The organism is Nocardioides sp. N13(2025), assembly GCF_051912545.1.
Taxonomy (GTDB): domain Bacteria; phylum Actinomycetota; class Actinomycetes; order Propionibacteriales; family Nocardioidaceae; genus Nocardioides.
Genome location: NZ_CP196809.1, coordinates 919,874 through 933,825 on the forward strand (window position 1 = coordinate 919,874; position 13,952 = coordinate 933,825).

At 72.2% G+C, this 13,952-nt stretch carries 17 protein-coding genes; 7 read left to right on the forward strand and 10 right to left on the reverse strand.

Annotation, left to right across the window (positions count from 1 at the left end):
• Nucleotides 1-74: 74 nt before the first annotated feature.
• The gene (locus ACS3YM_RS04455; protein WP_439938872.1) at nt 75-449 is read right to left on the reverse strand and encodes a thioesterase family protein; all 375 of its coding nucleotides are present in this window, start codon (nt 447-449) and stop codon (nt 75-77) included.
• A 113-nt stretch (nt 450-562) separates the two neighbouring features.
• Between ACS3YM_RS04455 and ACS3YM_RS04460 the strand changes: the two genes are divergently transcribed.
• Together ACS3YM_RS04460 and ACS3YM_RS04465 are read left to right on the forward strand one after the other, a co-directional pair.
• On the forward strand, nt 563-1,081 hold the full coding sequence (locus ACS3YM_RS04460; protein ID WP_439938873.1) for a SigE family RNA polymerase sigma factor: 519 nt from the start codon (nt 563-565) through the stop codon (nt 1,079-1,081).
• Nucleotides 1,078-2,574: a hypothetical protein gene (locus ACS3YM_RS04465; protein WP_439938874.1), complete on the forward strand. Its 1,497-nt coding sequence runs from the start codon at nt 1,078-1,080 to the stop codon at nt 2,572-2,574. Before ACS3YM_RS04460 ends, ACS3YM_RS04465 begins: the two co-directional genes overlap by 4 nt.
• A gap of 4 nt (nt 2,575-2,578) precedes the next feature.
• On the opposite strand, the gene ACS3YM_RS04470 is transcribed toward ACS3YM_RS04465, so the two are convergent.
• The 3 genes from ACS3YM_RS04470 to ACS3YM_RS04480 are packed head-to-tail and all read right to left on the reverse strand — an operon-like array spanning nt 2,579 to nt 5,621.
• Nucleotides 2,579-3,058, reverse strand: coding sequence for a GNAT family N-acetyltransferase (locus ACS3YM_RS04470; protein ID WP_439938875.1), 480 nt, complete (start codon nt 3,056-3,058; stop codon nt 2,579-2,581).
• A gap of 15 nt (nt 3,059-3,073) precedes the next feature.
• Complete coding sequence (locus ACS3YM_RS04475; RefSeq protein ID WP_439938876.1) at nt 3,074-4,756, reverse strand: acetolactate synthase; 1,683 nt, start codon at nt 4,754-4,756, stop codon at nt 3,074-3,076.
• A gap of 10 nt (nt 4,757-4,766) precedes the next feature.
• Nucleotides 4,767-5,621: a DUF2785 domain-containing protein gene (locus tag ACS3YM_RS04480; protein WP_439938877.1), complete on the reverse strand. Its 855-nt coding sequence runs from the start codon at nt 5,619-5,621 to the stop codon at nt 4,767-4,769.
• Nucleotides 5,622-5,682: 61 nt separating this feature from the next.
• Here ACS3YM_RS04480 and ACS3YM_RS04485 point away from each other — a divergent pair, with 61 nt between their 5' ends.
• Nucleotides 5,683-7,152: a sensor histidine kinase gene (locus ACS3YM_RS04485; RefSeq protein WP_439938878.1), complete on the forward strand. Its 1,470-nt coding sequence runs from the start codon at nt 5,683-5,685 to the stop codon at nt 7,150-7,152.
• Between the two features lie 2 nt (nt 7,153-7,154).
• Here ACS3YM_RS04485 and ACS3YM_RS04490 read toward each other — a convergent pair whose 3' ends face one another.
• On the reverse strand, nt 7,155-7,406 hold the full coding sequence (locus tag ACS3YM_RS04490) for a WhiB family transcriptional regulator (protein ID WP_056601527.1): 252 nt from the start codon (nt 7,404-7,406) through the stop codon (nt 7,155-7,157).
• Between the two features lie 157 nt (nt 7,407-7,563).
• Between ACS3YM_RS04490 and ACS3YM_RS04495 the strand changes: the two genes are divergently transcribed.
• A complete protein-coding gene (locus ACS3YM_RS04495) occupies nt 7,564-7,980 on the forward strand; it encodes a hypothetical protein (protein ID WP_439938879.1) in 417 nt (138 codons plus the stop codon).
• Nucleotides 7,981-8,002: 22 nt separating this feature from the next.
• Here the strand turns inward: ACS3YM_RS04495 and ACS3YM_RS04500 are convergent, their stop codons facing one another.
• Both ACS3YM_RS04500 and ACS3YM_RS04505 read right to left on the reverse strand, forming a co-directional pair.
• Entirely contained in the window at nt 8,003-8,809 is an 807-nt protein-coding gene (locus ACS3YM_RS04500; protein WP_439938880.1) for an RNA polymerase sigma factor SigF, read from the reverse strand.
• Between the two features lies 1 nt (nt 8,810).
• Nucleotides 8,811-9,227 carry a hypothetical protein gene (locus ACS3YM_RS04505; protein ID WP_439938881.1) on the reverse strand — a complete coding sequence of 139 codons (417 nt, stop codon included), beginning with the start codon at nt 9,225-9,227 and terminating at the stop codon, nt 8,811-8,813.
• 178 nt (nt 9,228-9,405) lie between these two features.
• Here ACS3YM_RS04505 and ACS3YM_RS04510 point away from each other — a divergent pair, with 178 nt between their 5' ends.
• The gene (locus ACS3YM_RS04510; RefSeq protein ID WP_439938882.1) at nt 9,406-9,582 is read left to right on the forward strand and encodes a hypothetical protein; all 177 of its coding nucleotides are present in this window, start codon (nt 9,406-9,408) and stop codon (nt 9,580-9,582) included.
• A gap of 10 nt (nt 9,583-9,592) precedes the next feature.
• Here ACS3YM_RS04510 and ACS3YM_RS04515 read toward each other — a convergent pair whose 3' ends face one another.
• Together ACS3YM_RS04515 and sodN are read right to left on the reverse strand one after the other, a co-directional pair.
• Nucleotides 9,593-10,231, reverse strand: coding sequence for a GNAT family N-acetyltransferase (locus tag ACS3YM_RS04515; protein WP_439938883.1), 639 nt, complete (start codon nt 10,229-10,231; stop codon nt 9,593-9,595).
• Between the two features lie 182 nt (nt 10,232-10,413).
• Nucleotides 10,414-10,815, reverse strand: a complete 402-nt coding sequence (gene sodN / locus ACS3YM_RS04520; protein WP_439938884.1) for a superoxide dismutase, Ni — start codon at nt 10,813-10,815, stop codon at nt 10,414-10,416.
• Nucleotides 10,816-10,864: 49 nt separating this feature from the next.
• On the opposite strand from sodN, the gene ACS3YM_RS04525 reads away from it, so the two are divergent.
• On the forward strand, nt 10,865-11,245 hold the full coding sequence (locus ACS3YM_RS04525; protein WP_439938885.1) for a S24 family peptidase: 381 nt from the start codon (nt 10,865-10,867) through the stop codon (nt 11,243-11,245).
• Between the two features lie 20 nt (nt 11,246-11,265).
• Nucleotides 11,266-12,453 carry an NAD(P)-dependent malic enzyme gene (locus tag ACS3YM_RS04530; protein WP_439938886.1) on the forward strand — a complete coding sequence of 396 codons (1,188 nt, stop codon included), beginning with the start codon at nt 11,266-11,268 and terminating at the stop codon, nt 12,451-12,453.
• On the opposite strand, the gene ACS3YM_RS04535 is transcribed toward ACS3YM_RS04530, so the two are convergent.
• A complete protein-coding gene (locus ACS3YM_RS04535) occupies nt 12,454-13,908 on the reverse strand; it encodes a DUF222 domain-containing protein (protein ID WP_439938887.1) in 1,455 nt (484 codons plus the stop codon).
• Between the last annotated feature and the right edge of the window lie 44 nt (nt 13,909-13,952).

Sequence of the window (13,952 nt, forward strand, 5' to 3'; positions counted from 1 at the left end):
CGCGCCTCAGTGACGTCAGCACCGTAGAAGTCCCCGCCGAGGCGGGGACTTTTGCATGTCCGGGCCCCCGCTGCTCAGAGGCGCGCGAGGAACCGCTCGGCGTCGACCACGACGCGGGTGATCTCGCCGGCCGCCAGGACCTTGCCGCTCGCGGTGTCGCGGGCGCTCACGGTGAAGCGGTGCAGCCGCCCGTCCTCGTAGGCACTGGAGGCGCTGACCTCCACCCCCGCTCCGACGGGGCTGGCGGCGAGGTGCTCGACCTGCACCCGCGTGCCGACGCTCGTCTGCCCCTCGGCCAGGACCGGGTCGAGGCACGCGCACGTGGCGGCCTCGAGCCACGCGAGCAGCCGCGGCGTCCCGAGCACCGGGAGGGAGCCGCTGCCGAGGGCCTCGGCGGTGTCGTCGTCGCCGACGACGAAGGTCAGCGTGGCGGGCTCGGGGTGCGACATGGCGGGCCTTTCCTCGGATTCGGTGCTGCCGTGGGGCAACCTGTGGGGCACCCACACGTCTACCAGACATGAGCACGAGGGCCGCAGGGTTGGGGATCGCGATGGAGCCATCAGTGGACATCACTGAGCTCTACGCTGCCCACCGGCTCTCGCTGGTGCGGCTGGCGGTCCTGCTGGTCGACGACTTCGCGTCGGCCGAGGACGTCGTGCAGGACGCCTTCGCGGCCCTGGCGCGACGCCCGGACGCGGTGAGGGACCCGTCGAAGGCGCTGGCCTACCTGCGCGTCTCGGTCGTGAACACGGCGCGCTCCTCGCTGCGCCGACGGCGTACGGCGCGGGCGTACACGCCGCCGCACGACCTGTCTCCCCCCTCGCCCGAGGACAGCGCGGTGCTGGCGGAGGAGCACCGGGAGGTCATCGCGGCGTTGCAGACGCTGGCCCCGAGGCAGCGGGAGGTCCTGGTGCTGCGCTACTGGTCGAACCTGTCGGAGGCCGAGATCGCGCGGACGCTCGACATCAGCCAGGGCACGGTGAAGTCGACGGCGAGCCGGGCGCTGGTCGCCCTGCAGAAGAGCATGCAGACGAGCGCGCGGACGAGCGCGCAGACGAGCACAGGGAAGGAGGAGCGATGAGCACGCCTGAGACGGACCTGATGGACATCGAGGAGCGGCTGCGCGCCGCCCTGACCGCTCGCGCCGACCTGGTGCGCCCGGAGGACCTGGCGCCCGTGGCCCCGGTGGTGCCGCTCCGCCCGAGGTGGCAGTCGCCGTGGGTGCTGCTCGCCACGGCGGCGGTGGTGCTGCTGGTCCTCGGCGTCGTCCTCCAGGGCATCGGTGGCCGTCAGCGCTCGGACGACATCGCCCCGAAGCCCGACGAGCAGGTCGAGCTCGAGCTGCCCGACGACGTCGGTGCGGACTGGACGCCCGAGGACCTCGCCTCACCGTCGCGGCTCGACCTGGACGGGGACGGGACGAAGGAGAAGGTCGTCTTCCTGGCCGAGCCCACGAAGGAGCACGACGGTCGGCTGCGACTCCAGACGACGCTGAGCAGCACGGGGGAGGAGGCCTACGGCCTCGCGCAGCTGCAGAGCACCATCGGCGTGATCACCTTCGACCCGATCGACGCCGACGGCGACGGCGACCAGGAGCTGGTGCTGCCGTGGGAGGACCTCGGCGCCGGCGGGCCGTCCGCGCCGGGCCACCCCCTGGTCTACGACCTGCGCGACGGCCTGCTGGTGCAGGTGGCGGTGGATCGTCCGGAGCTGCTCCAGATGGGCCACGTGCCGGTGCCGGGGAGCGCGACGCAGTACTACGACATGGTCCACCACCAGGCCTACTGGGTGGAGGACGGGCAGCTGCTGTCGAGCCGTACGGTCCGGCCGTTCGCCCACGGCAACATGACGGTCCTGAGCCCCGAGGACACGGTCGTCGACACGTGGCGCTGGGTGCTCGACGAGTCCGGCCTGCTGCGTCCGGAGGAGGCAGGCTGCCTGGTCGAGACGCGCGAGTCCGAGCGGCGGCCGTGCCCTGACGGTGCTGCCGACAGCCAGCCCGTGCTGGGGCCTGCCTCGACGGACGGCATCGGGGTCGGAGGCTCCGCCTCGTTCGTGGACGGCTACCCGCGCTTCGACGCGAGCATCCGCGACTCCCAGGAGCCCGTGCTGGACGTGCAGGTGCGTGCCGACCTGGGGACGGAGGGCGTACGCCTGTCCTTCCCGCTCGACCTGCCGGACCCCGTGGTCGACCTGCAGCAACCCACTGGCGTCTTCTACGACGGCGTGTCGCTGCTGGTGCGTTCGGCGTCGGACCCGGCCCGGATGGCGGTGCTCGTGCAGCGCGACGATCGCCTGGTCGCGCTGGATCCCGTGGGCGACGTGCCCTTCGGCACCGGCACCACGGCCTCGGGCCAGGCCTACCGGTCCTGGGTGACCACGCCGCGCGACCAGGTCACCTCGGGTGGTCAGGTGACCTCGGGTGGCGCTGTCATCACGGTCGTGGGAGGCGACGACGGCAGCTGGCAGGCGTGGTCGTGGCAGATGGTGTCCCGCACGGAGATGGCGCCGCTGCCCTGGGGCACCGTCTGCTTCGACGACGTCGTCGACCCCTCGACGATCCGCCACTGCTGAGGCCTCAGAACGCCTTGCTGAAGGCGAGGAGGTCCACCCCGGGCAGCGGGGACCAGTCGCGACCGGGGTCGCGGCTGTAGCCGAGCCGGACGTAGATCCGGTGGGCGTCGGTCATCTCGGCCAGGGTCGACAGAGCCATGCCCACCGCGCCCTGCTCGCGGGCCCGCTCCTCGCAGAGCGCGGCCAGGGCGGTGCCGGCGCCTGCACCGCGGGCGGCGGGGTCGACCGCGAGCATCCGGAACTCGCCCTCGTCGTCGCGGCCGATCTCGCGCCAGGGCGAGCCCGGCGGGCAGTAGGTCACGCTGCCGAGGAGGCGCCCACCCTCGACCGCGACCCAGAGCTCGGCGCCCTCGGCGCGCGAGGCGGCGTCGCGCAGCCGGGCGACGTAAGGGTCGGCCGGGCCCAGCGTGAACGCCTCGTAGGCGCGCACGGTGAGCTCGCCGACCCGGTCGTGCTCCTCGGCGCTCGCGAGACGCAGCTCCATCGGCTCAGGTGCCGCTCAGATGCCGAAGGTGTTGCGGGGGTAGGCCGCCTCGACATCGGTGATGACGTTGACGAGGTAGGGGACGCCGGCCGCGTAGGCGCGGTCGAGGGCCGGGCCGATCTGCTTCGGGTCGGTGACCGTCTCGCCGGCGCCACCGAGCGCCTTGACCACGTCGTCGTAGGGCGTGCGCTGGCCGAGGTCGGCGACGACGTCGTAGCCGTAGAGCATCTGCATGGGGCCCTTCTCCAGCCCCCAGGCCGAGTTGTTGCCCATCACCATCACGACCGGCAGGTCGTGGCGCACGAGGGTGTCGACGTCCATGAGGGAGAAGCCGGCCGCGCCGTCGCCGAGGAGCAGGGTGACCTGCGCGCTCGGCCGAGCGAGGCGGGCGGCGATGGCGGCGCCCAGGCCGGCGCCGAGGCAGCCGTAGGGACCCGGGTCGAGCCAGCCGCCCGGACGCTTCGGCTCGACGTACTTGCCGGCGAAGGACACGAAGTCGCCGCCGTCGCCGATCACGACCGAGTCGTCGGCGAGGCGGGGGACGAGCTCGCCGTAGATGCGGGCGGGGTGGATCGGGTCGGCCTCGGCCGACAGCAGCTCGGCGTCGCGGGCCGCCGCCGCCTTCACCTGGTCGGCGAGCTGGTCGGCCCAGACCTTCCAGTCGGGCTTGTCGCCGCGCTCGATCGCGGCCTGGAGGCCGTCGAGGACCGTGGTGAGGTCGCCGGCGACGGAGCCCTCGAGCTCGGCGTGGCCGGAGACCTGGCCGGGGGAGTCGGCGATGTGCACGACCGGGGCGAACGCGCCGCCGGGGTTCTTGTCCGGCCCGCCGAACACGCCGTAGCCGAGCCGGAAGTCGAGCGGGGTGCCGACGACGACGACGAGGTCGGCCCCGGACAGGGCGGCGCCGCGCGCCTTGGTGACCAGGAGGGGGTGGCCCCCGGGGATGACGCCGCGGCCCATGCCGTTGGTCAGCGTCGGGATGCCCAGGTCCTCCACGAACCGCAGGGCGGCGACCTCGGCGTGGTCGGCCCACACGTCGGTGCCGAGGACCAGGACCGGTCGCTCCGCCTGCGCGAGCAGCCGGGCGACCGCCTCGATCGCGTCGGTGTCGGGCTCGACCCGGGTTCCCTCGCCGGAGCCCACGCTGCCGGTCGCGGAGCCGAAGAACTCGTCCATCGGCACGTCCACGAAGACCGGGCCGCGGTGGCTCGAGCGGGCGAGCGTGAACGCCTCGTCCATCCCGGACGCCACCTCGGCGGCGGTCATGAGGGTCCGGGCGGACTTCGCCACCGGCGCGATGATCGGCGGCTGGTCGAGCTCCTGGAGCGAGCCGCTGCCCCAGCGGTTCTGCGGGGCGCGGCCGCCGACGACGACCATGGGGGAGCCGGCGAACTGTGCCTGCGCGATCGCGCTGATGCCGTTGGTGACGCCCGGTCCGGCGGTCAGCACCGCGAGGCCCGGGACGCGGGTCAGCTTGCCGGTGGCCTCGGCGGCGAAGGCGGCCGTCTGCTCGTGGCGTACGTCCAGGAGCCGCATCTGCGGCCCCTGGCCCTCCTGCTGCGTCTTCACCGCTCCGTCGTACATCGGGAACACGTGGGCACCCGACAGGGTGAACATGGTCTCGACCCCGTGGGCACGGGCGACATGGACGGCCAGCTCGCCGCTGTGGCCGGAGATCTCGTGGCTGCGCTCGGTCATGCCCGGAAGGTTAGCGGTTGGCTACTCGCAGGTAGGGAGCGTTGGTCATCCGGAGGGCGTCGATGACCACCAGCAGCAGGTCGGACCTGATCGCGGGCGGCGTCGGGGAGAGCGAGAGCTGGAGGAAGAGCGCCCGGAGGAAGGCCTGCGGCGCCGCGGTGGGCGCGTAGGGGTCGTGGTCGACCGGCCCGCTGAAGGGGTTGGCGGCGACCCCGAGGCGGTGCACCCAGGGCTCGAGGACGTCGGTGCCGAGGGTGTCGCGGCGCAGGATCTGCATCGTCGCCGCCGCCATCCGGTCGGGCTCGCCTGCGGTGAGCGGCTGGTCGACGGGCTGGCGCAGGAGCCGCTCGGCGAGGACGTCGAGGATGGCCTCGTGCTCGGCAGCGCCGAGGTGGGGCGACTCGCCCAGGGCGCCGAGGGTGTCGGCGCCGTGCGCGACCGCGTGCGCCCACCCCTTGTCCGGCACGAAGCCGCGGGTGTCGAGCTCGGTGAGGAACCAGACCGCGACCCGGTCACCCCAGTCGAGGATCTTGCCGACGGGGAGCAGGTGCTGGTCGTTGTCGCGCTCGATGCACGCGCCGACGATCAGGGCGCTGAAGCTGCGCCGGAACACCGTGTCGGTGCCGCTCTCGCCCAGCCCGACGGACAGCCCGGCGACCATGCCGTCGCCGAGCCCCGCGAGCAGGTCGTCGTAGACGCCGCGCTGGATCCACGTGGCGAGCGCCGGGAAGGCGGTGCCGTCGCGGACGTCGGGATCGGTCGAGCCGAGCATCGTGGTCAGCTCGGCCGTGAGGTCGTCGAGCGGCCGGTCCGCGGGGACCTCGAAGTCCGCCGCCTGCACCTGGTCCCAGTACCCGATCGACATGGCCTCCATCCTGCCAGCCCACCCCGACACGGCCCCAGTCGCGTGGCCCTAGGCTGGCCGGGTGCCCTCCCTCCACGAGCTCGTACGAGCCCACACGGAGCTCGACGGGGACGACGTCGCCTGGCTCCAGCTCCTCATGGCGGACTGGCAGATCCTCGCCGACCTCTCCTTCGCCGACCTGGTGCTCTGGCTGCCCGACCGCGAGGGCAAGGGCTACTGGGCCGGGGGGCAGATGCGTCCCACGACCGGTCCCACCGCGCTCGTGGACGACGTGCTCGGCACCTTCATCCCCACCGGTCGCCGCCGGATGCTCGACGAGGCGTTCGGGTCCGGGCGCCTGGTGCGCGAGGGCGACCCCGAGTGGCGCGACGCCGTGCCGGTGCGGGTGGAGGTCATCCCTGTACGCCGCGCCGGGCGGGTGATCGCGACCATCGCCCGCAACACCAACCTGCTCGGCATCCGCACGCCCAGCCGACTCGAGCTGAGCTACCTCCAGACCGCCGCCGAGCTCACCCAGATGATCGCCGCGGGCTACTTCCCGCTGCCCGGGCAGCGCAGCGACCACGCAGACTCGCCACGCGTGGGGGACGGCTTCGTGCGTCTCGACGCCACCGGCAGGGTCGTCTACGCCAGCCCCAACGGCCTCTCGGCCTACCGCCGCCTCGGCCTGCAGGGCGACCTGGCCGGGCTCGTGCTGACCGACCTCACCCGCGACCTGGTGCCGGCCCGCAAGCGCCCGGACGAGGAGACCCTCAGCGCAGTGCTCGGCGGCCGCGACGGCCGGGCGACCGAGGTCGGCACCGACGAGGTGACCCTCATCGTGCGCAGCATCCCCCTGCGCCCCCAGGGCGAGCGGAGCGGCGCGCTCCTGCTCATCCGGGACGTGACCGAGCTGCGCAGCCGTGACCGGGAGCTGGTGACCAAGGACGTCACCATCCGCGAGATCCACCACCGGGTGAAGAACAACCTCCAGACCGTGGCGGCGCTGCTGCGCCTGCAGGCACGGCGTACGCAGGCCGAGGACGCCAAGGCGGCGCTTGAGGAGGCCGTACGGCGCGTCGGCTCGATCGCGATCGTCCACGAGACGCTGAGCCACGCGGTCGAGGAGACGGTCGACTTCGACGAGATCGCCGACCGGCTCGGCGCGATGGTGGTCGACGTCAGCGGTGTCGAGGTGCCGGTGCGGGTCGTCCGCGAGGGCTCCTTCGGCAAGCTGTCCTCCGAGGCCGCGACGCCGCTGGCCATGGTGCTGACCGAGGTCCTCCAGAACGCCGTGGAGCACGGCTACGCCGGCCTGCCCGACCGGCAGGAGGGGCGTGTCGTGGTGACGGCCCGGCGGATCGTGGGCCGGCTGCACCTGGTGGTCGAGGACGACGGCCGGGGTCTGCCCGAGGGCTTCGACCTCGACGGGTCGACCCAGCTCGGCCTGTCGATCGTGCGCACCCTCGTCGAGTCCGAGCTCGGCGGGGTGCTCGAGATCGGTCCCGGCACGCGAGGCGCGCGGGTGCAGGCGGACCTGCCGATCGACTGAGCTCAGGCGGTGCGGATGCGAGCGCGGGCGTTGCGGCGCTTCAGCGCGCGACGCTCGTCCTCGCTGAGGCCACCCCACACTCCGTGGTCCTGCCCGGCCTCCAGAGCCCAGGCAAGGCACTGTTCGCGCACCTCGCAGCGACGGCACACCTGCTTGGCCTCCTCGATCTGGAGGATCGCGGGTCCGGTGTTGCCGATCGGGAAGAACAGCTCAGGGTCCTCGTCGAGGCATGCAGAGCGGCTGCGCCAATCCATGAGTGGGGGATTCCCTCTTTCCAAGTCACAGGCAAGTGCTGTTTTCGGACATTCAGCTGAGCCCGGGCGCTCGAAAGCGCAGCGACAAGACTCCCAACGTTTGAACGTTCACACAACCCCCCACCGTGGTCGTGTCCGTCACAACTAGGGTGGTCGCGTGCCCGTCACGCCCGCCGACGTCCCCCGTGGTCCAGACACTACCTCGCCGCCCCCACCCCTCCTGGTGGCTGCGTCGCTCGCCGCGGTCGAGGCCTTCGTGCTCGCCGCACTCGGCACGCTCGAGCTGGCCAACCTCCGGTCGATCCGGCTGACGATGGGGATCACCACCGCGGCGTTCTTCCTCGCCGCGGCGGCAGGGCTCGGCTGGTGCGCCTGGTCGCTGTGGAAGGTACGCCGCTGGGCGCGCGGCCCCGTCGTGATGGCGCAGCTCATCCAGCTGGGCCTGGCGTGGAACCTCTGGGCCGGCTCGACCAAGCCGCTGTCGGCGGGCCTGGCCGTGGTCGCCCTGGTCGTGATCCTGGGCCTCGTGCACCCGGCGAGCACCGAGGTGCTGGAACAGGACGCGCGGGCCTGACGGGCCGTACGGCCCAGTCGGCTCAGTCGGACTCGAGCGAGGTGCGCAGCTGCGCGAGGGTGCGCGTGAGCAGCCGCGAGACGTGCATCTGCGAGACGCCGATCTCCTCGGCGATCTGCGACTGCGTCATGTTCTTGAAGAAGCGCAGCAGCAGGATCCGCTTCTCGCGCTCCCCGAGCCCGTCGAGCAGCGGCTTGATGGACTCCCGGACCTCGACGTGCGCGATGTTGGTGTCCTCCACGCCGAGCGTCGCCAGCATCGCCGGGGGCCCGTCCTCGGAGTCGTCGGACGCGTCGAGCGAGAGCGTCGCGTAGGCGTGGGAGGACTCGATGCCCTCCATGACCTCCTCGACCGTGCAGCCGATGACCTCGGCCAGCTCGCGGGGCGTGGGGGAGCGGCCCAGCTTCTGGGTCAGCTCCCCGGTCGCGCTGCCGATCTGCATGCGCAGCTCCTGCAGCCGCCGCGGCACCCGGATGGCCCAGCCCTTGTCGCGGAAGTGCCGCTTGATCTCGCCGATGACCGTCGGTGTCGCGTAGGTCGAGAACTCCACGCCCCGGTCGGTCTCGAAGCGGTCGACCGCCTTGATGAGCCCGATCGTGCCCACCTGGACCAGGTCCTCGAGCGGCTCGCCCCGGTTGCGGAAGCGGCGCGCGCAGTGCTCGACGAGCGAGAGGTGCAGGTGCACCAGGTCGTTGCGCGCCCCGGCGCGAGTGGCGTCGCTGTGGTCGCCGTCGCGCAGCACCGCGAACAGCTCGGCGCTGCGAGCGCGGACGTGCTCCATCCCGCTGAGCCCGGCCTCCGCCGTCTCGTCCCCCGTGTGTGCGCTCATGTCAGCGCTCGGCACCCGTCATTCCCGCAGCGACCTGCGACGTCACTGTGAAGCGGACGCGAAAGCGTCCGGCCTCCGATCCTGCCGACGCGTCCTGCGCCATCGTGTCCAGCACCTGCCAGGCGAAGCTCTCGGTGTCGAGGGGTGGCTCGTCCATGGCCTCGGTCTCGAGGCTGACGGTCATCGACCCCCGCCCGAAGTAGAAGCACGCCACCAGGTCGGTCCCGGGGTCGGCCGCTGGGATCGCGAGCGCCGTCGCCTCGCCGATGGCGATGCGCAGGTCCTCGATGTCGTCGATCGTGAAGTCCAGTCGCGCGGCCAGTCCGGCGGCGGTGGTGCGGACGATCGTGGCGTAGGCACCCTCGGCCGGTAGTCGTAGCTCGACGTCCGCCCGAGGTCCCCCGGTGTGATCTGCCATCTGCGTCTGCGTCCCGTCCTCGATGCCGATGTGCTGCGCCCCACACTAACCGTGCGGTCGGTCGCCCAGGTCGGGACGCGGCCGACACCGGTGGTCCAGACCGTGCCGGCATCCCCGTGGCCGACGGCGCCGGACGGGCGGACCATCGTGGGATCGAGACGAAGGACGGTGGTGGGTGATGAACAACCTGAAGAGGTTCACCACGTGCAAGCTCGCGGGCCACGACTGGATCAAGGTGGCCTACCCCACGGGCTCCGACGGGGAGCGTGCGGGCATGTTCCTGCGCTGCCGGCGCTGCGCGAAGGAGGACCACGACGCGGGATCGGTGGCACGGGGACCCGGCATCGTGGGCTGACCGGCGGAGGTCAGAACCAGGGGCAGACCTGGTCGCGCGTGCGCAGCGCATGCCGGTGGGTGGGGTCTGCCAGCAGCGTCGCGGGTCTGGTGCGCACCACGGCAGGAGCGGGGACCGTCGCGCGCTCCGGCGTGGCCGCATCCAGCTCGACGGAGACGCCGTACAGCCCGGAGCCGAGGTCGGTCTGGGTGCTCGGGCCGAGGCGGCGGAGCATGTGCAGGGACGCCGGGTTGTCCTTGAAGACGTCGGTGACGATGCGTCGTACGCCGACGGGCCGGTGCCGCATCAGCACCTCGAGCAGCACGGTGGCGACCCCGCGTCCCTGCCAGTCGTCCTTCACGGTCACGGCGAGGTCCGCGGCGTCGGGGGCGTCCTCGTAGCGCACCATCCGGGCCAGTGCCACCGGGTCGTAGACGTCCGGGCTCGTCTCGACGCAGAGGACGAGGGCCACGTGGTCGACCCCGTCGACGTCGTCGACCAAGTGCTCGAGCATCGCGTCGCTCAGGTGCACCACCGGCGCAAGGAACCGCCGGCGCCGGGACTCCGGACCCAAGGTCTCGAACTCGGCGACGAGCGCTGCCCGGTCGGTGCGCTGCAGCGGCAGCACGAACGCGTCGGTGCCGTCAGGCAGCTGCACCTGCTCGATCATCTGGACCCCTCCTCCGGAGGGAGGATTCAAGCAGATTCGGGTTGGGTCCTCTGCGAAATGACGCGAACCCCGCCGCCACGAGGTGTGGCAGCGAGGTCCGGTCTGGTGATGAGGCTCGAGAGTCCCGAAGCGGCAAGCCGCTCAGAAGAAGTCCTGAGCAGCGTCCGCTCCGCGGACTCTGCTCAGGCCTTCTTCGTCTCCCAGAAGATCTCAGCGATCTCGTCGATCTTGGCGAGCAGCTCGTCGGCCTTGCCGGCGTCGAGCTCGCCCTTCGTGCCGCTGGCACCGGCCAGCTTGGTGGCCTCGTTGACCAGCGTGTGCAGCTGCGGGTACTTCTCGAAGTGCGGCGGCTTGAAGTAGTCGGTCCACAGCACCCACAGGTGGTGCTTGACGAGCTCGGAGCGCTGCTCCTTGATGAGGAGCGCGCGGGTGCGGAAGTCCGGGTCGTCGTTGTCGGCGACCTTGGCGATGATCGCCTTGACGGACTCGGCCTCGATGCGCGCCTGGGCGGGGTCGTAGACGCCGCAGGGCAGGTCGCAGTGGGCGGAGACCTCGACGGTGGGGGCAAGCAGGTGGCGAAGCATCGGGTTCCTCTCGATCGGGAATCTGTACTCGCCTGCGACACTACTCCGCGTGCGTCAGGGTCGGCAGCGGGGTCTCGCCCCGAGGGGTGGAGGTGGGGGAGCGCTCTTCGGGACCGCGGTCGTGCGCGGCCGTTCGATGCTCCCCACGCTCCGCGACGGCGACCGCCTCCTCGTCCGGTACGGCGTGCGCGTCCGTCCCGGAGCCCTGGTGGTCGCCCGGTTCGCGGACGGCACGCTGGGGGTCAAGCGCGCGGTCGAGCAGCGTCGTACGAGCTCGGGTGCAGCCGGCTGGTGGCTGCTGAGCGACAACCCGGACGAGGGGGTCGACTCGCGCCACCGCGGCCCGGTGGCCGAGGACCAGGTGCTCGCCGTCGTACGCCTGCGCGTGTGGCCTTCCCCACGCGTGGGACGGGCCCTCTCGCGCCGCTGAGCTGTGCAAGTATCGCGGCCATGGAACAGGGCCAGGATCCAGTCCACCCGCACGCAGGCGACCCCGTGTTCGACCTGCACGTAGGCGGCAAGATGGAGACCGTCTCGACGGTCGCGCTCAACGGCCCCGACGAGCTCTCCCTCGCCTACACCCCGGGTGTGGCGCGCGTGTGCGAGGCCATCGCCGCAGACCCCTCGATGACCCAGCACTACACGTGGGTGCCCAACACAGTCGCCATCGTCACCGACGGCACCGCGGTCCTGGGCCTGGGCGACATCGGCCCGGCTGCCGCGATGCCCGTCATGGAGGGCAAGTCCGTGCTGTTCAAGCAGTTCGGCGGCGTCGACGCCGTGCCGATCTGCCTGGACACCACCGACGTCGAGGAGATCATCGAGACGGTCGTCCGGCTCGCGCCGAGCTTCGGCGGGATCAACCTCGAGGACATCTCGGCCCCGCGCTGCTTCGAGATCGAGGCGCGGCTCAAGGAGCGACTCGACATCCCGGTCTTCCACGACGACCAGCACGGCACCGCCGTCGTCGCCCTGGCCGCGCTGACCAACGCGCTGCGCCTGACCGGTCGTGACGCCGCGACCGTCCGCGTCGTCGTGCAGGGAGCAGGCGCCGCAGGCGTGGCCGTGGCCCGCATCCTGCTCGAGGCCGGCGTGCGCGACATCGCCGTGCTCGACCGGCAGGGGGTGCTCAACTCCGAGCGCGCCGACCTCACCGAGGTCAAGGCCGCGCTGGCCCGCGACACCGCCGACGTGTTCGGTCGGCGTGGCAGCCTCGCCGACGTCATGGCCGGCGCCGACGTCTACATCGGAGTCTCGGGTGGCCAGGTGCCGGAGGAGATCGTCGCCTCGATGGCCGACGACGCGATCATCTTCGGGCTGGCCAACCCCACGCCCGAGGTGCACCCCGACCTGGCGCACAGGTATGCGCGGGTGGTGGCCACCGGCCGCTCCGACTACCCCAACCAGATCAACAACGTGCTGGCCTTCCCCGGCATCTTCCGCGGCGCCTTCGACGTGCACGCCACCGCGATCACCGAGGGCATGAAGGTGGCCGCCGCGACCGCGCTGGCCGAGCTCGTCGGCGACGACCTGCGCGAGGACCTGATCATCCCCTCGCCGTTCGACCCCCGCGTCCCGGGCGCCGTGCGCTCGGCGGTGGCCGACGCCGCGCGTCGTGACGGTGTCGCCCGCCGCTGATCAGGCTGGCGGGTAGTCCACCGCCACCTTGCTGAAGTAGATCTCGACTCCGTCGGGTGCCTCGGCGATGGTGTCGGCCTGCTCGCGGGTGAGCCGGGTGGTGCCGGGGTGGTCGACGAGGAAGGCCTGGCCGTGTGGGGTGCGCCAGAGGTGGCGGCCGGGTCCGGCGACGCGCGCCGTGAAACCGCCGAAGGTCTTGGCGCGATGGTGCCGTCGGCGCAGCGGTCCGGAGTTGTGGGGACCGGTCTGGCCGGGTGGCCCGGTGTCGTCGTACGGGATGGCGTGGTCGTAGTCGACCCGGTCGCGCGTGGCGGTGCGCGGGGAGAACGGGAAGCAGTCGCCGCCGGTCTGGTTCCAGACGTGGTCCTTGATGTCCTCGGGGTGCTCGTAGGCGTCGACGCGGCGGCGTCCGCGCAGGTCGAGGACCGGGGTCACGGTGACGTCGGCGTGGCCGAGGACCTCGTGGAGCTGGCGTACGTCGATGGGGCCGACGCCCTCGACGCGGGCGACGCCGGTGCCGGTGCGGAGGGTCTCGTCGGTGAGGTGGACGAACAGGCGGCCGCGGTTGCGGAGCCGGGCGAGCCGGCGTGCGGGCAGGGCGCAGAGCCTGTCGACGGTCTCGGCGAGGTGGTCCGGTGCCCAGGCGGACTGCCCCGGCTCGTCCGTCACGGGATCGATGTCCGCCTCGGTGTGTTCGAGGAGCAGCTTGAGGAGATCGACGGGTCGCGCGAGCCAGCCCATGGCGATGGAGCGGAGCTCGTCGTGGTTGTGGTCGTGTCCCATGGTGGTGGCCAGGATGTCGGCGACGCGGTCGAGCATGGCGTCGATCCACGCTGCGTCGCCAGCCGTGACCTTGGCGATGACGTGGCGGTAGCCGTGCTCGTCGGTGCGGGAGAGCCTGACGTAGCGCTGGTGGCGTGAGCGCTCGCGCTCGGCTCGGTGGGTCTCGGGGTCGGCCTCGATGACCTTGGCGCGGGCGATCTCCAGCACGGTGGAGGGAGCGTGACCCCGGATCGCCTTGGCCACCGCCCTGTCCACGCGGTCGACCTGCTCGCTGAGGAGCGGGCGGGTGGTGACGGCGACCTTGCGGGCCACCCAGGGCTCGCACTCGCCGGCCTGCACGATCGCCCAGGTCCGGGGGAGGCGGTGGGCGAGGTCGAGGGCGTCGGCGATCAACGCCCGCGTGGTGGCGGGATGGGTCTCGCGCGCCATCGCGAGCTCGGGGACCGCGAACTCGCGCACCGGGGGAGTGCCGTCCCCGCCGGGGGTGATCATCGGGTCGCGCCCGTCGCGCGGGTGACCGCTCGCCACCGCCCACTCGATCGCGAGCCGGAGCTCGTCCACCTCGGCCAGACGCCGCGACCGCAAGGCCTGCGTGGCCAGGGTCAGCAGGTGGTCCGCACTCGCCCCGTCGGTCGCCTGGGGCGGCTGGAGGTGGGTGCTGGGCTGGACCATGCCTCATTCTATCGAACACATGTTCGACGGACAAGGGTTCTGGT